The organism is Candidatus Erwinia haradaeae (genome assembly GCF_900698935.1).
Lineage (GTDB): Bacteria > Pseudomonadota > Gammaproteobacteria > Enterobacterales > Enterobacteriaceae > Erwinia_E > Erwinia_E haradaeae_D.
In genome coordinates, this window is the sequence record NZ_LR217715.1 from 215,211 (window position 1) to 234,173 (window position 18,963).

The 18,963-nt window shown below is 33.1% G+C and carries 7 protein-coding genes; 4 read left to right on the top strand and 3 right to left on the bottom strand.

What is annotated here, in order from left to right:
• Positions 1–56: 56 nt before the first annotated feature.
• Positions 57–653 (bottom strand): thymidine kinase, encoded by a 597-nt coding sequence (locus ERCIKOCA2762_RS00660; protein ID WP_157988310.1) that lies wholly within the window; start codon positions 651–653, stop codon positions 57–59.
• Positions 654–2,714: 2,061 nt separating this feature from the next.
• On the opposite strand from ERCIKOCA2762_RS00660, the gene hns reads away from it, so the two are divergent.
• The 4 genes from hns to dnaB all read left to right on the top strand — a co-directional run bounded on the left by hns (position 2,715) and on the right by dnaB (position 13,349).
• Complete coding sequence (hns, locus tag ERCIKOCA2762_RS00665; RefSeq protein WP_157988311.1) at positions 2,715–3,122, top strand: histone-like nucleoid-structuring protein H-NS; 408 nt, start codon at positions 2,715–2,717, stop codon at positions 3,120–3,122.
• Between the two features lie 1,755 nt (positions 3,123–4,877).
• Positions 4,878–7,868, top strand: coding sequence for a ribonuclease E (rne, locus tag ERCIKOCA2762_RS00670; RefSeq protein WP_157988761.1), 2,991 nt, complete (start codon positions 4,878–4,880; stop codon positions 7,866–7,868).
• 2,204 nt (positions 7,869–10,072) lie between these two features.
• Positions 10,073–11,068, top strand: a complete 996-nt coding sequence (gene gap, locus ERCIKOCA2762_RS00675) for a type I glyceraldehyde-3-phosphate dehydrogenase (protein ID WP_157988312.1) — start codon at positions 10,073–10,075, stop codon at positions 11,066–11,068.
• A gap of 862 nt (positions 11,069–11,930) precedes the next feature.
• Complete coding sequence (dnaB, locus tag ERCIKOCA2762_RS00680; protein ID WP_157988313.1) at positions 11,931–13,349, top strand: replicative DNA helicase; 1,419 nt, start codon at positions 11,931–11,933, stop codon at positions 13,347–13,349.
• Between the two features lie 1,622 nt (positions 13,350–14,971).
• Here dnaB and nlpD read toward each other — a convergent pair.
• Together nlpD and rsmD are read right to left on the bottom strand one after the other, a co-directional pair.
• Positions 14,972–16,081 (bottom strand): murein hydrolase activator NlpD, encoded by a 1,110-nt coding sequence (nlpD, locus tag ERCIKOCA2762_RS00685; protein WP_157988314.1) that lies wholly within the window; start codon positions 16,079–16,081, stop codon positions 14,972–14,974.
• A gap of 1,432 nt (positions 16,082–17,513) precedes the next feature.
• A complete protein-coding gene (gene rsmD, locus ERCIKOCA2762_RS00690; protein WP_157988315.1) occupies positions 17,514–18,119 on the bottom strand; it encodes a 16S rRNA (guanine(966)-N(2))-methyltransferase RsmD in 606 nt (201 codons plus the stop codon).
• Positions 18,120–18,963: the final 844 nt, after the last annotated feature.

Genomic DNA, 18,963 nt, shown 5'->3' on the forward strand with positions numbered 1-18,963 from the left:
TCAGTATAATTTTTATATGAGGATGGAATCGCAGTTCTGCCCTGGCTAGTATAATTTTATTTAAGCAGGTAGCAAGGATCTTCTAATGCTGCAAAATAATGCTTACGACATACTGATACATATTTTTCATTACCACCGATTTCTATTTGTTTTCCAGATAAAATAGGCTTTCCAATCGCATTAATACGTAGCACCATACCAGCTTTTTTGCCACAATAGCAGATTGTTTTTAATTCAATCAGCTTATCTGACCAAGCTAATAAGTATAGACTGCCAGAAAATAACTCACCACGAAAATCTGTACGCAAACCATAGCAGAGTACTGGAATATCTAATTTATCCACGACTGTAGATAATTCTTTCACTTGTTTTCGTGTTAAAAATTGACTTTCATCAATGAAGACACAATGTACCGGATTACAATCATGTTCAGCGTAAATCTCCTTGAAGAGTAATGTGTTTAAGTGATATAATTTAGCGGTCGAAGAGAGCCCGATACGCGAACTAATCTTAGCTATTCCACAACGATTATCTATTTTAGCAGTATAGACTAAGGTTCTCATGCCTTTTTCATGATAATTATAAGATGATTGTAATAATGCTGTTGATTTTCCAGCGTTCATTGCTGAGTAATAGAAATACAGCTGAGCCATCCACTGTTACTCCTTAAGGTAAACATGAGGCGCGTCAAACATAAAATTGCTAATATTGTATGTGGGAAGAGAATATATATAGAGGAAAAGTTTGTATTTTGTATAGTGATGATGATTTGGTTGTAATAACATCGCTTCTACATCTCGTGTATTAAAGAAGATCCTAGTGTTCACATATGTGATATTTTGCATAAAATAATCAGAATTATCATTTTTTTACTAGATGGATTTATGGTTGTAGCGTGCTATTCAGTCAACATCTAATCATTAATAGCTGATATAAGCGTGTAGCAATAAAAATATTTGTAATAGTATGTAAAAATACTACACTGTTCTTTGTGTTTTATTTTCTATCGTTATCACATTTTTATCTTGGCTTAGTTTGAATAATATACTGCAATGGTACTTGGATAATAAAGAACAACACAATAGCTCTTAGCAAGATGTTTGCAGATAACTACGATCATTATTTATTCAAAACACGTACATGTTCCTACATACTTGCCTATCATAGATAGTGGCTGTGATAGCATCACGTCTCAATACAATCCTGTAATATCTTACATATCAAGAGGATTTAATAGGAGTATGCAAGATTTTTGCAAATTTCTCTAAAATTAATACATATTATTGACATACTGTACTGCAGAAACGATAAAAGATTGTATTGATATATATGATGCGTGCTTATTAGATGTATAAAGATAGCTTGTATCTGTATCCACTATTATGTATATGTATACATAATAGACGCATCATATGTGATATGTTGAATGCTATTGATTTTTATATATGTTATGTGGTAAAGATTCATTAATGATATTTAATGTACATATGGCTATATTTGATAGATTATCTAAAGTCTGATTTATATCAGAGATGCTCATAAGATAGTTATAGCACTCAGGCCTGGACTTAAACATTGTTTATTTAGCAATCAACACGATCAAAACTACAGTAGATTTTAGTCTAGATGGTGTTATATATGTATAAGTTTAGTGTATGTTTTGTATATTATTGGCAATAAAATACTGATGATGTAGACGAAATCTCTTCTATAATACATTAATAATACATTAATATTAAGATGATTTAATATGTACGATAATGCGATTAATAATATAGTATAACGTTTAGCACCATCTAAAAGAGAGAAGTGATCTGTTATAATCAAAAATTTTCATTGTAGTGAATTTTTTTGAGCATACAGAGGGAAATATATTGTTTTGTTTGTTATAATATTATACGGGATATCATAGATATAATCGATAGCATGGATGGATAGAGTATGAATTTTATGTAAATTTATATTTCATATGCAATAATGTTTCATTTACTAGAAGCGAGGGAATTCTTAATAGTACGTACATAAACAGTACGTACATAAACAATGGTACATATATCAATGACAAGAGTGTTTACGTTAGTATTGACTTATATTATAAGATATACCAGGGTGCGTTAGAAACATTAACAAATATATCTGTGATCACAATGATATTTTTGATAAAAAGATATTACTAATATGCAGTGAATAGATACAGGTGGAGTGGTAAAACAGAGCTCTGTATTTTTTTAATCTATCTTCTAGCGACTAATAAAAAAGTTTAACTTTTATCATAGATCATTAATTAAGTGTATATTTATTTAATATCAATTGATATTGATGAGCCTTATGTTTGGCCGATCCATCGGTAAGACTTGTACTTATTTTTTGCAAAGAAAATTGCGATAATTATATTACATACCCTTCCTCATAATGAGTGGCAGGATAGATATAAATAATTTATGTATTATAGATACTTCTTAATACTACTTTATAAAAAGCATTTTGCCCCGTCTTGATACAGACCATAAGAATTTCTAAAAAAATTTTTTATACTGCAGTCATTATAGATCTGTGGTATTTATAGGCTTATTGTTATTTGTAATGCTTTGTTTATTTTGATTAGATGCTTAATCATCATAAATTAACTATTGCAGTTCTTGACTACCATCATTATTCTTGTAAAGATGTAAAGAATTAGCCCGATTAATATAAATAATTTAGAGAATTCAATTATGAGTACGGTCCTTAAAATTCTGAATAATATTCGTACGTTGCGTGCGCAGGCCAGAGAATGTACCTTAGAAACCCTAGAAGATATGCTAATTAAACTGGAAACTGTGGTGCGTGAACGTCGTGCAGAAGACAGTCAGGCACAGGTAGAAATAGCAGAACGTTCCCGTAAATTGCAGCAGTACAGAGATATGCTCATGACGGATGGAATCAATCCTAATGAATTGTTGTTAACTGCAGTAAAAAATAAATTTAGCGTGCATGCTAAACGTGCATCTCGTCCTGCAAAATACTGCTATATTAACGAAAATGGAGAAAATAAAACATGGACTGGCCAAGGACGGACGCCAGGGATTATTAGGACCGCCTTAGAGTCTAAAGAGAAGACGTTAGAAGATTTTCTGCTATAAGCGCTCTTTATGAGGTACGTATTTATATCATACCTGATGTTTTTCTAAAACATGAACATATTACTCATTACTTTACGACTCATTTTTATAGATTCAGTATTTTTAATGTTATAAACTTTATTTTTTCATTATATCTATAATGCAATTAATAGCAAAATTAAATGTTGAATGACAGTATATATTATATATAGATGATTATATATAGATGTGATATATTATGGTTGAGACCTCATTACTGCATTAATGCCTATCATATTAGTTGTGAAGTAACAGATTAACAGAGAGAAATAATGGTTGAGAATAGTTTAAGAAATGTAATATATTATAGATATAATGATAGTATTCAATCATAAATCAAAATTATAATCGCTAATATGCAGTTAATCTTAATATTTGCTAACATTATTTTTGTATAAAATGAGAGTAGTATTAAAATTGAAATTTTTTCTTAATTTTTTCTTATAGACAACAGAGGAATATTGCTTTCCACTTGATAATATAATCTTGATCTTTAAATTTTTTACGTAACTATTATGGGTACAATATAGATTGTGTGCATAAATCTTTTTTTAAAAACTTCTTTCTAATTTTATAGAGTTGTCTAGTGTTATAAATTCTCATTACTATATTAGTAGTAATATGTTTTTTGGCTCTATTAGAGTTAGAGATAGATGATTGTTATAGACACTATTTAGCACGGTGTTACTACCTTACAATACTACTATTTGGTCTCACTTACAGTTCACAGGAGCTAATATATCGCTCCTGTTCATTATAAAGAATTTTTTAACGTTTCCCTTCTACTATTTCGCACACATAATTTTATTTCATCATGCAGTTTACCTCAAACATTGCACTATAATACATATATAAAAATAAAATTGATGTACATATGTAAATATACGTATGTACTATGTTTTTTAAGATTTTAATATTTATTAAATTTTATAATGTTACATTATTTTATAATGTTACATTAAATGAGTTTTAGAAATTTTTATCTATCTCAGTTAACTGTATGTAACTTTTCTATAGACAAGTATATTTTGTTTCAGTATATATTTAGCAGTCTTACAGTAAGAGCTATAGATATCTATCATACTAAATTATATATCCACCTGAAATAGACACAAAAATATAAGATTCGTGCAAAATTTATATGTTAGAACAGCATTTATATTTAGACATATGGTAGTTAAATTTCTATACAAAAATTATCAAATGATTTTTAAAAATGCCTACTATTTTGCTAATAGAGGTAGCATAGATGAATTAATATTTGTTGAAATGGATGTAAGAAGTCTATAAAGAGTGCAGTGAGGCATACAAAAGTTTAACAGACACTTACTTTGGTCATATGAAAGTTACCTGTCTGTTGTCTGCTCAGAAATGGAATAATGGAGATAGCTACCATGTGTAGATAAAAAAATAAAAAGCATACTGTCCCATACAGTCACAGACATTATCTCAGATATCAGTTATATTATTAATTTTATTTAATAGCAGGGATCTATTAATTTCTCGTGGTTTACAGGTAGATAACGTTGTGAGATTGGTCAATATAATTATGCGCTAGCGTGCAAAGCATGGTTTACCGTATTTTATAATAAAGTACTGAGTACTTCGTACCCCTTCTGGAGCGATAACTATGAGATTAACAGCTTTGTTGCTACAAAGCAGGTTATCAGTTACTGACTGCCAATACGACTCTGTTCGTATCTGTATCAATCATGCAATAATAATGAGTAAGTTATGATGAAAAGAATGCTAATAAACGCCACTCAGCAAGAAGAGTGGCGTGTGGCACTTGTCGATGGACAGTGTTTATATGATCTGGATATTGAAACTCCTGGGTATGAGCAGAAGAAAGCTAATATTTATAAGGGGAGAATCACTCGTATTGAACCTAGCCTAGAGGCGGCTTTTGTTGATTATGGAGCAGAAAAACATGGTTTTCTGTCTTTAAAAGAAATTTCTTGTGAATATTTTTTAGAAAATGAAAAAGTTCACGGTCGTCCTAATATTAAAGATGTCCTCCGTGAGGGACAGGAGGTTATTGTTCAAATTGACAAAGAAGAACGTGGCAATAAAGGGGCTGCTTTGACCACTTTTATTAGTTTAGCTGGCACTTATTTAGTATTGATGCCAAATAATCCTCGTGCTGGTGGGATATCTCGTAGGATTGAAGGTGATGATCGCGTAGAATTGAAAGTTGCTCTTTCTTTGCTCGAGTTACCAGACGGAATGGGTTTAATTGTACGTACTGCTGGAGTGGGTAAATCAATCGAAGCGTTGCAGTGGGATTTGGGGTTTCGTATTCAACATTGGGAAGAAATCAAGAGGATCGCTAATAGTCGACCAGCACCCTTTCTGATACATCAAGAAAGCAATGTGATTGTACGTGCTTTTCGTGATTATTTACGCCAAGATATCGGTGAAATTTTAATAGACAATCCTCATGTGTTAGAATTAGCCCGTAAGCATATTACGGCACTTGGTCGCCCTGATTTTACTAGTAAGATTAAACTATATACAGGGGAAATTCCATTATTTAGCCATTATCAGATTGAATCACAGATTGAATCAGCATTCCAGCGAGAGGTACGGCTTCCGTCTGGTGGATCCATTGTGATCGATACTACTGAAGCGCTCACTGCAATTGATATTAACTCTTCTCGTGCTACGCGAGGGGGGGATATTGAAGAAACTGCACTGAATACTAATCTTGAAGCAGCAAATGAAATTGCTCGTCAGTTACGGTTACGTGATTTAGGTGGTTTGATTGTTATCGATTTTATTGATATGAGCCCACTTCGGCATCAAAGAGCAGTCGAACATCGTCTGCGTGATGAGGTTCGTCAGGATCGTGCTCGTATTCAGATCAGTCATATTTCACGTTTTGGTTTATTAGAGATGTCACGTCAGCGCTTGAGTTCATCATTGGGTGAGTCTAGTCATCATGTTTGTCCTCGTTGTAGTGGTACTGGCACTATCCGTGATAATGAATCATTATCACTTTCTATTTTACGTTTAATCGAAGAAGAAGTTTTAAAAGAAAATACTAAAGAAGTGCATGCTATTGTGCCAGTACAGGTAGCTTCATATTTACTAAATGAAAAACGTGAGGCCGTTAGTGCAATCGAAAAGCGTCCTGGTGGCGTACGTGCTGTTATTGTTCCAAATGATAGTATGCAGACTCCACACTATGCAGTATTACGTGTACGTAGTGGAGAAGAAACACAAACTCTTAGTTATGATCTTTCAAAATTGCATGAAGCAGAGATGGGGCTACTTTTTGATAATCAGCAGCTTGAGCGCAAACGCCCGGAGAAACCGGCTTTGAATGCTGCTATAACTCCAGAATGTTTAAAGAATAAGCAAAAATCTTTAAATGAAAAAAAGAAATCAACAGTGTCGTTAATAGCGTCTAGTAGCACTGAGGTTGGACAACCTAGTGTGTTTGTTCGTTTCGTTAGAAGGTGCAAGAGACTGTTTTCTGCATCAGCAAGCCCTACTATGTGTGAGTCACAAAATTCTATTCTAAATACGACGATAGTAAAGGAACCACTGCCTTGTGCAGGACCTCGGAATGATCCGCATCAGCCTCATAACGACGGTAACCATGTTAGTGAAAAAACTCAACATGATGTGCCGCCAGGCGAGCGTCGTGATTACAGTATAGAGCATTATGCAAGTGATACACAAGATGGTCGTATCCACAATCCAACTCAGTGTCAGACTCAGAATATTGCTAATTGTAACCAGGGTGTAGGTTTAGCGGAGACGGTACCAAACGAAACTATATACGCACGTGCAGATCGTCAGGGCCCTTATGCTGATTGCCATCAGACAGAAAAATCATGTTTGATGCAGGGCGAGCAACACATTCAGCCAAACATAGCGGTGATTCATAAGGTTGAAAAACAAACTAAATCTCTAGAGGCGACACAAAATCGCCTTTCTGCTCTTTCGCTTAAAAACCACACAACAGAAACTCTCTGTCCTGAGTCTAAATACAAAATGGATAATGTTATTCAATCCAATACTATTAATATTCAGGAATTATCTCCTGTTTTTGGCCAACCTGTTGAAGGAAGTACTAAAAAGTCATGGGAGATGTGTCAGACTCATAATCATGGAGGACATGCCGGTACACGTCGCTCCCGTCGTTCCCCGCGTCATTTGCGTGTGAGTAACCATCGGCGCCGTCGTTGCCATCATGAGAGCTATCCACAATATTCCCCTATGCCTCTAGTACATTCTTCTGCCTCACTTGAGCTCGCATTCGGTAAGGTGTGGATTACTTATCCGGTGGAAAAGAGCACTAATAACACGCTAACTTCTCATAGAGAAAATACTAATGCGACCGTCTTAGGACATAGTGCTTCTAACAAGGAGCTCATAGATGCATTTGATCCTGTCAAAAATATTACTCCTAACATATCTCAGCAACGTCAAGAAACTCCATGTTTAGAAAATGAGGGAACTATAGTTCCTCATCATATCATGGCACAGTCTATGACACGTCTACATCATGTTAAAAAGAAAGATGCCCATGCATTTATCAATCCAGTCAGTATAACTTCGGTGAGAAAACAAAAAATAGCCCCTATGTTAGCTTTGCCGCAAAAAACCATGGGAGTTATTCGAGAAGACAAACGTCTACTTGAGCTTGGTCGTTATAGGGATCATGCGTCTTCTCCAATTACCCAAGTCGCACCTTGCACCGATCCAAAGAGTGAATAAAATCACCATTTTTGCATGCTGTATTGATTGTCGCTAAAAGTTAGATAATTGGATAAAAATATTAAAATTTGTTTAGAGATCGTGATTTGGATTATTTCATGTTTTTAATTGTTAAAATGCTTATGCAGTCTTTCTATAGTGTTTAGAGAGCGATATTTCTACTTATTGTAGCATTTATTTCTTAATGTGATAGGTGTCATCCATGGACAGTTTGGTAGGGAGGCTGTGGTTGAGTTTATAGTCTTTTATTATTTGCGTTCGCGCTAGGCATAATCAGTTCTTATGTAAAACGTAGGAAGGCATAGTTTGTAGTTTTCTATTAGGGTATATAGGTATCAATAAGTTTTTTAACAATATATCAAAATTTGATATCACGTAATATTTACGTAGAGAAGCACGTGTAGACACTAGGTGTGGATATGGATAATCTAAATAGAGATGTTTTTGCGTTCCTCTAGGCTATCATTGCGTAAATATTTTCAAGATTTAAAAGAATGCTTATAGCTTTGTGTATCTGTAACGAAGATAATCTTTTTGGGTCTGTAAGATAACATGTACTTAATGTATGTTGATATGCGCCCTGCCTCGTATCATGCATGATCATTATATCTTGCATGTTGAACAGTTATGATGAGTGCGTCATGGGTAGAGAGATGATATAGAAGACTTATAGGATAAATATTAAGATTTAAGTAAATTGCAGTCAATCTTGTAAAATTTTACACTAACAGATCATGATTTGAGCATAATGTTTATTATTGGTAATAAAAGATTTATTAATACCATAGTACAAAAGAATATTAGCACTAGCGGTGTATTAAATGCTTGGAGCATAGAAACAAGGAGACACACAGTGTTGTTATAGTAGATGTCAATATGCGCATATAGGATAGCGCGACGTTTCTAAAGTGGTTCTGCAGAGCGCATATTGTGTTTAAATGGTGTTATTTTTTATCATATAATTACAACAGTATTTTGTACTCGATGAAGTGTTTTACATAATTATATAGGTATGTTGTTGTCACATGTTTCAATATTCACTAATGCACAAAAAATCTATATATGATACGAACAGTATAGCGCATAATAGCTTATGCGATACTATCGTAATCATGAGCACCCATGTCGTTACGAAAATTATAAATTGATGCTAGCATTAATGGAGATTTGTCATGGTTTGGTATAAGCTCTTAGAGACAGATAGATAGCAGGAATCTTAAAAATGTTAAAGAGATATTTTCTTGTTTAGTATACGCAGAGTTAAGATTGTAAATACTGTTTAGAATATGTAACACATGATATTTAATGGTAAATAAATATTGATATTTACTCATACTAGAGGTCGTCATCAGTTAATATGGTGAGTGTGTATGTTTGATATCTTGCCAATTAGTATTTTTATAGTACCAACCTGCAATGTTCCACGTAATGTACATTGTATTTATAGTGATGCGAATCAATATCTATAAAGTAAAAATCAAGTAAAGTTTGAATGGAATACATAAAGTATAATCATACAGTATAGAAAGTAGAGTAATAACGATACTTTTTCATTATAAAAATACAATTTATTCTTGTTTTGATATAAAAAGAAAATGTTTATCATATTTTATGTTTTTTTTAAAAATCTTACCTAAATATGAAATAGAGAAGTGGTGAATCGTGATACAGACAAAAATGGATATTTATTATCAGTATTTAACTGAGAAGTAACACTTAATACATCTCACACCTACTGATACTACGATATCAAATTGCTATAATACTAGCGTGTTATGAATTGAATGAGGTATTAATACGTACTATAGAAACGATATATCTGTATTCTAGAAAGATGTTTATATTGAAGATGAGATCATATATTTTCTATATACAGATAATACACAGGGTGTTGTATTTTATAAAATCTCTATCGATGACTAGTTACTACACAAAGATGTAATTTTGTATTCTTACACGTGAATTTGTATTAGATGCTTTACACACAGCTGAAAATATCCATGCATAATTCAAAGCAAATATCAGACTGACTGCATAGATATTATAGATCTTTTAGTGCGTTGTATATTGGAAGTAATATCGAGTTTTTTGAGTATTTAAAATTTTTAAAGCACTATGATGCTAAATTTAATCATATCAAATATACATAGTAAAATTATTCAGACATTTAAATTAAATTAAAATTACACGTTGGTAGCGTATATATGACTATTAAAATAGGTATTAATGGTTTTGGGCGCATTGGTCGCGTCATTGTACGTGCTGCTCAAACTCGTTCTGACATACAAATTGTAGCCATTAACGATTTACTTAATGCAGAATATATGGCTTATATGTTGCAGTACGATTCGACCCATGGCAGGTTTAACGGCGCTGTTAGCGTAAATGACAGTGGTGATTTGGTGGTTGATGGCAGTGTTATTCGTGTTAGCGCGGAGAAAAACCCAGAATATCTTCGATGGGATTCTGTAAATGTGGATGTTGTTATTGAGGCCACTGGTATTTTTTTAACAGATGAATCTGCGCGTAAGCATATTATTGCTGGTGCCAAGAAAGTTATACTCACGGGGCCACCTAAAGATGCGACTCCTATGTTTGTTATGGGAGTTAATCATCAGTCCTATCAAGATCAGGACATTATTTCTAATGCGTCTTGTACAACAAATTGCCTAGCCCCTCTCGCGAAAGTAATTCATGATACCTTTGGTATTGAAGAAGCGCTAATGACAACCATTCATGCGACTACCTCTACTCAGAAGACTGTCGATGGTATTTCCTGTAAGGATTGGCGAAGTGGCCGGGGTGCAGCGCAGAATATTATTCCCGCTTCAACGGGAGCCGCTAAAGCAGTAGGTCGAGTGATTCCAGAACTTCACGGTAAGTTAACAGGCATGTCGTTTCGTGTTGCAACCCCAAACGTCTCTGTTGTTGACCTTACAGCACGTTTAGTGAAATCTGTATCTTACAAAGAGATTTGTAACGCAGTGAAAGTAGCTTCTGAAAGTCACATGAAAGGTATTATAGGTTTTACTTCAGATGAAGTGGTATCTAGTGATTTTAATGGTGAAACACTGACTTCTGTTTTTGATGCTAATGCTGGTATTGCACTAAATGATAATTTTGTCAAACTAATTTCTTGGTACGATAATGAGACAGGGTATTCGCACAAGGTCTTGGATTTAGTAATGCATATTATGTAAAAGGCATGCACATTAGCCATGTTGAGATACATAAGGACCATGCAGGTAATGCCATTGCTTCTTGTATTGTGTGAAAAAACCGAGAGAGAACAGCTTTAAGGATCATGCTCATCCCACTAAAGGACGATTAGATAAAAACATTAGTCACCTTCTAATGAGCATGATACTTGCTCTTGAGTGAGGTAAAGCGTCAGGTGCTGTATTATGCATATTCATTACAGATTTGAGTACGGATAGAGCACGTACATGATGTGGATGATTTTTTTGAAACAGCACCATTCAATAGTTACTAGACAATATTACAAGCTTTACAAGTTGCGATTATATGTTCTTTTAGCAAAGATAGGTCTAACAATATATACATGTAGTGTAAATGATGTTTCTAGGTCAATATCAGACTTTGTAAGTCTCAGTGATTTAGATAATTTGATATCCAATTATTGAGATAACAATGAAAGCTTAGTGTTGTTGGTTATGTGAATAATTTCTAAAATTTTATTTTTTAATATATATTAGACCATTACTTTATGGATCTCATGTATTTTAAATGATAGTCAAAAGACTATGTTTTTTATCGTTCATATTGAAGTATGCTAGTTCTTTGTGGTATTGGAAATGCACCTAGGAAAGTGTTACAAAACAATACTTGTTCTAAACGTGTACGCAGATTTTTGATAATACCGATAGTTCGATATTATTAATAATATGATTTTATAATTTTTGTTGGTATTTTAGTTTTATTGTGTTTTATGTGTAGTTGTTAAATCAGCTTTTCACGAGAGAAAGCGATGCGAATTATATAAATGGTTGTCCGAACTGAGCAGCTAACATTTTACAACCATATTTTTGGTATGATATATCTATGATAGACAAAAAACCTATAAAAACACCTTATGCGAACTATGAACGGTATGATCATCAGATAGAAGGATTAAAGTTACCGCCGCGTTCTATAGAAGCAGAACAATCAGTATTAGGTGGTTTAATGCTGGACAATGAACGATGGGAAAATATTGTAGAACGCGTAGTGAGTAAAGACTTTTTTAGCCGACCTCATCAAATGATTTTTTCAGAAATGCAACACCTTTTTATGCAAGGAAAACCAATTGATTTAATTACACTTTCCGAATCTATGGAAACAAAGGGAAAGTTAAATCTAGTAGGGGGTTTTGCCTATTTAGCGGAATTATCAAAAAACACACCAAGTGCCGCTAATATCTGTGCTTATGCAGATATTGTGCGTGAACGTGCAATCACACGAGAGCTAATCGCTGTAGCACAAGAGATTGCTGATGCTGGATATCATCCGCAGGGTCGTAGTAGCGAAGATCTTCTTGATCTTGCAGAGTCACGTATATTTCAGATTGCAGAACATCGAGTACATCCAGGATCAGGACCAAAAAGTATTGATCATATTTTAGAGTCCACGATATCACGAATTGAGTCTTTATATCAGAGTCCTCATAGCGGAATTACTGGTGTGGATACGGGGTATCAGGATCTTAACAAAAAAACCGCTGGTTTTCAGCAATCAGATCTGATCATTGTTGCGGCTCGCCCATCCATGGGAAAAACTACTTTTGCAATGAATCTGTGTGAAAACGTAGCTATGCTGCAGGATAAAGCAGTTTTAATTTTCAGTCTTGAAATGCCAGGTGAGCAAATTATGATGCGTATGCTTTCATCATTATCACGTGTTGACCAAACCCGCATTCGCACAGGGCAACTGGATGATGAAGATTGGGCGCGAATTTCTAGCACAATGGGTATTCTTCTTAAAAAGAAAAATATGTTTATTGATGATTCATCTGGTCTGACTCCCACTGAGGTGCGTTCACGTGCACGTCGTATATTTCGTGAACAAGGCGGTTTAAACTTAATTATGATTGACTACTTACAGTTAATGCGCGTCCCTGCTCTTTCGGACAATCGCACTTTAGAGATTGCAGAGATTTCCCGTTCACTAAAGTCATTAGCAAAAGAGCTTAAAGTACCAGTCATAGCGCTTTCACAGCTTAACCGTTCATTAGAACAACGCGCTGACAAAAGACCGATTAATTCTGATTTACGTGAGTCTGGTGCAATTGAGCAAGATGCAGACTTAATTATGTTTATATATCGTGATGAAGTGTACCATGAAAATAGTACTTTGAAAGGCGTAGCAGAGATCATCCTTGGCAAGCAGCGTAACGGCCCTATTGGCACCTTTAGACTTACTTTTAATGGTCAATGGTCACGTTTTGATAATTATTCTTGGTCTTCTTCATACGAGAATTCATAATATTTATATAGTTTTTGTATGATATGAAGTGCTTTGTATTTGTTGTTTATGATATTTCGCATGTAAGAAATAGGTTGAAGGTAAAGAATGGCGGCATCTCTGATGCTAGAGAGACATTACTAGCATCCATAGGAAGTGTGATTATTTAATAGTATTAGTTAGAGCAGAGTGAATCAGAGAGTGGTGGTTTGCCGAAAAAACAATATGTTTGTTTGTCCATATAATATACAAGATATATAAAATATGCCGGGTGTATGTGATCTATTACAGATAGGTTATGATGTTGTATTGTGGATGATTTTTGATTAATTTTACTTCAATATAGATAAGGATGCCGTGGAAGAATATCTCTTGCCTGAAGACTGTAACGATTTTTAAATGCATAGAGTTTTTCTTAATTCTAGAATGATGCATATGGTGTGACAGTATCTTTTTGTAAAAAGACTGTTTTATTTCATTATGTCATAAGTTTATCATGCATCTATGTGCGATCACTGATTCTTTTTTCTCAGTGTATCACATATCTTTTATATTCAATATAAATTTAATCAACACGACATTAATAATTGTATTTGGAAGGTTTTTCACTACACAAGCATTTATTATTACAATATTTTAGATTTAGGTGAAATATATCAGTGGTAGATAATATACGATGCTGTATTCACCTATATTGTTTTGTTTTCTATTTGTGCTGCATCATAAGCATTAATCTAGATGATATATACGTATTTTAATAATGTAGGTGATAGACACGTTACTTATACTATGACGTACTTGATATAATTATCTAAATGTGTGTATACGGGTGTAGTAATGTTATATATTTTCTGTCTCTGCATATTTTTTATGATACATACTATGGAGTATGTATCATTTAGTTTTTTGTAAAAGAATCTTAGCTTATATTATATATTTAACTGATTTTTGAGATATGAAAAGATTTTTAAAATTATTGTTATTGTTTGTATGGAATCGCATAAATATGTGAGGATGTGGTGTCAAGAGAAATAGAGCGAATTACATTATAGGATGATATATTTTTAGAGTTGTCAATATACGTGGTGCATGATTGGATTCTTCAGAGTGTTTTGAAATATATATTGTTAAAATATGTTTGTATGATGTTATATATAAGTATTATAACCTCATAGTTTTTATTAGTATCTTGTTGTAAATATAATTTCTTTATATGCTTGTAGAGAAAATGGATGATATATCGCATGATATATCCTATGCGTGGGTGAAAGATAAGATGTATCTTCTGCTATTTAAATATATTCAATGGTAAAAGCATACTGTATATCAAAAGAAATGAATGTTGAAAAGGAGACGTGAGGCATTATGTGACTGATTAATATTTAGTCCAATATATAAAAAGTAGTTGATAAAGAATGTGCTATAATACAAGCCTGCAGAAAATATACCATGTTTTTATCCATAGCTCTAGATAAGGGTTTTAAGGTCAGAGATCTGTTTGACTGATTCTATTAATTACATATATTATTGATTGTTTTTTCAATGTTATATATAGGCTGTTTGATTTTTAATTTTTTTATTTTGTTCTAAGGATATGTGTTCTGATCGTATCTAATTTTTATCAGAAATCGATTTCACGCATATTACCGTTGTGGTAAATATAGTAATGGGTTTACAGATTTTCCTTTATAACGAATTTCAAAATGTAATCTTACAGAATTAGTACCACTTTTTCCCATGGTAGCAATTTTCTGCCCTAAGCATACGATTTGTTGATTATGAACATAAACATATGCATTATGTGCATAAGCACTTAGATAATTATTATTATGTTTTATGATAATTAAATTCCCATAACCGCGTAGTGCATGACCTGTGTATACCACACGTCCATATGCAGCTGCTACCACAAGATTACCGTCAGTTCCTGCAATATCAATGCCTTTATTTCCTCCTTCACCGCTAGAGAAAAAATTAATAATTTTACCATCACTAGGCCAATGCCAGTTGTCTGCCAAAGAAGTATGATTAGACATAGTTTGCGCTATGGGTTGATTTTTGAATTTTGTTTTTTTTGTTTTTGGGGTAGCTAAATGTATTATTGTGTCATGATGTGTAAACGCAATCTTTGCGACGTTTGGTGTATTTTCTTTAGTTTTTTTATTTTTTATATTGAAAGTATTGATATATTTGAGTGTTGGCTTCATAGAGGAGGAAAGAGTGGTAAGGTTTTTGCTGTTTCTTATCTTGGCGACTGTGATAGTATGCTTGACTGCAAAATCTAAATGGTTTTTATGTGATAATTTTAACTTCTGACCCACAGAAAGATTGGATGATCTGTGGATATGATTACGTTGCATTAAATCATAAATATTGTTTCCGGTAAGCCATGCGATATAAAATAAAGTATCGCCAGGATGCACTATGTAAGTTTGCTGAGTATAACTATTTTGGAGTGCAGGATCGTATCGATGTGTACAAGTTAATTGGTTATTATTCTGAATTAAGTTTTTTCTATAATTTTTTCTGACAGATTTTAACGCTCGATGTACGGTATGGGTAGATGAATGATGCAGCACACGGTTTCTATGAGCATTATTTGCACCTTTCGTTGTATTATAGTGATTTTTTGCTATTTTTGGGACATCATTTTTTGCCGTGCTTATAGGTGCTGGTGTATTGTAATTATTAGAACAACCTGCCAACGCTAATACTGCTAATACGTAAGTTGTAATATGATGTCGCTTCAACACCAATAACCCTCTTCAATAATTGCTGATCTATATTTTATTATATATGCGTACTAGATATGACTCAAGAGGTAACAATGTTTAAGAATATACCATCGCCTCTAGTTTTTTTGAGGATGGCGTATTTTAATCTATCGTATTATTTTCATATAGTGAGCACTACATGCGTCTTTCATGGTATAAGGTCAGCAGTGATAGAGGAAGATAAATTGCTAGTAAAAAGTGGATATAATTTTTTTGCGGTACTTATAACAGATACCATATGACTTATTGTGTTATGCTTATTTTGTGATCTTCACTACTAGTGGTATGATGCTGCTATCGTTTTTCAAGTATCAATATTATTGAGTATATCATACATCATACGTTATGATTTCAGATTCTTAGATGCTATTTGTCAGTCAAGATGAATCTATATTTTCTATAAGCTAGCTAGATACTCACTATCAGGAGTCGCACCACTATGGTATTGTTTTTCAGTTGCAAATAAGTAAAGTTCTATTAATATTTTATATTTAGAACTTATATTTTTATTTCCTTAAGGTGCTATCTGATATTCTCAATACTAGCATGAATTAAAATTTTAGGTGTGTGGAAATGCTGTCTGCTATCTTATAGATTAAGTGATTCTTAATATAGCACATACATCATGCATTAAGAGTCATTAGTTAACTATCTGTGTTGTTCTAGTCGCGGTACAATATAGAGTAAACTAAGAAGTAAGTTAGGTGCTGGATTGAAAATCACTGATATTATAGATGAAGTGATGATGCATATACAAACGACTTGAGTATCACATGAGCATAGGGGTTAGTTATCAAGTGGTTTTGAAAATCTAATTGTATTTCGTGAGAAAATTGTTTTATTTGTATAACCTGAGCGATAGGCCTACCTGTGTAGAAATTACATGAACTTTACATATTGAATCAATTGTCGATAAACAAGTAATGGAATTTGAAGTATAGGAAATATTCACATTAGTGTTAAAAATTCTAAAAATCATTCTATTTCTAGTTAATATTCATCATGATATATAACAATGCAGGTGGATCAGCTTTTTCATTTTGGTGGTCTAGAAACTTATATACAAAAGTAGTATTCGTTTTAGCTCAAAGATAAGTAATCTAACTCAAAAAGTTAGATCTTGGTATTCTGATCGAGAGGACTGATTAATCACAGCTGCATTTGTCAGAATGTTTTTAAGATAGTATTTGTAGATTAGTACCATGGACTTAATTATTCACTATGATGTTTTTTGATTAGGACATGGTTGCAAGATATAACTCTGAAAAAAATATTTCAGATACGTGTGCAATCAGCACATACTGCTCTGATTAGTCCAGACGAATCAGAGCATGGACTAATAATTTAAAATTATTATTGCAGGGTTGTGTGCGGTGGTTATTTTTTATAAAAAGTTGATATTTTAATAAATTTATTCATCTTGCATGTTACTACGAGTCTCTTTAAAACGCCTATATAGACGAGAAATCACTTGACCAGCAATTATCTCACGATACAAAAACCAATTTTTTGGAGCCGGTATTTTCGGATGTGTCACAGAGCTTTCTACATAGATAAGCGATTGATGATGTAACCAAGAATTATTTTCTAATAAAATTAAGGTATACGCGATAATATCTTGATTAAATGGTGGGTCAACAAAGACCACATTATATAACTCGCCTTTTTGCGATAGAAATTTTAATGTATTTGTTTGAATAACATATCCATTTTTCGCTTTCAAAGTCACGAGGTTTTTTTTTAATCGTGCAACAATAGATGTTTGTATTTCTAGAAACGTCGCACTTATGGCATATCTTGAAAGCGCTTCGAATCCTAGAGCACCAGTACCCGAAAAGCAATCTAAACACTTCGAGTCCTTAATAGGACCTGCTAACCAATTAAAAAGGGTTTCTCGTACTCTATTAGGCGTAGGTCGAAGATCTGGGTGATTAATAACCGGTATCTTACGTCCACGCCATTGACCACCGATAATACGTATTTGTCCATGCATTTTATTAGCATTCTGTTTGTACATTTTTAGCTACGTTGTGGGATATAAGATCTTGTGAATGAGTAAAATCATCATATAGTAGCAATTTATATATTAAGTCACTAAAATTTTATTGCATACCAACCAGATATTTATGTTTTTAAGTTAGTTTTAAATCAATCCTCCTGGATTAGTAATTCACAGCAACTGTATTTGCTAAAGAAATATAGCACATAGAATATGGCAAAAATTAACGAGTTACATAACGGGTTCGAGAGGACTCAAGTATTTTGTTTAGAAAACAAATATAATATCATTTGATATAGTCAAACTATAGAAATAGAAGATAAGTAAAGAATTTTTGAAAAGAGGATATATGACAGTAGAAAGAAAAAGAGAAATTTCGTAAAAAGCAACCTGCGTTAGTGTCTAACAGAGATAAATTTTCCTCAAGGCGATGGTAGCCATACTATGTATTATTTGCGAATTTACTGAATGCCATCTAATGTTGTGTATCCCATAACAAAATATTTGGAACCGCCGTTATAGATATATATAGTATACACTATATCATATCAGTTGGTGGAATAGGAGTACGATATGCAAGAGTTATAGAACAGGGAAGTAAATTTTTATGCTTAAACTTAAGATAGATCACATTATTGATGATAAATTTATGCGTATGGATATAGTATACACAGCTATTTAAAGTAAGATAGATGGATAAGTGTCATAGTGGTTTTACAGATATAACGTAGTGTGAGCTCTAGCATACGATAGTGATCGTAAATGATCATGTAGTTTCTACAGGAAACAGACACTATCTATGATTTCAGTAAATTGGTATTTTTTTAGAGATCGCACGGTTTTTTCTATCATAAGGATTTTA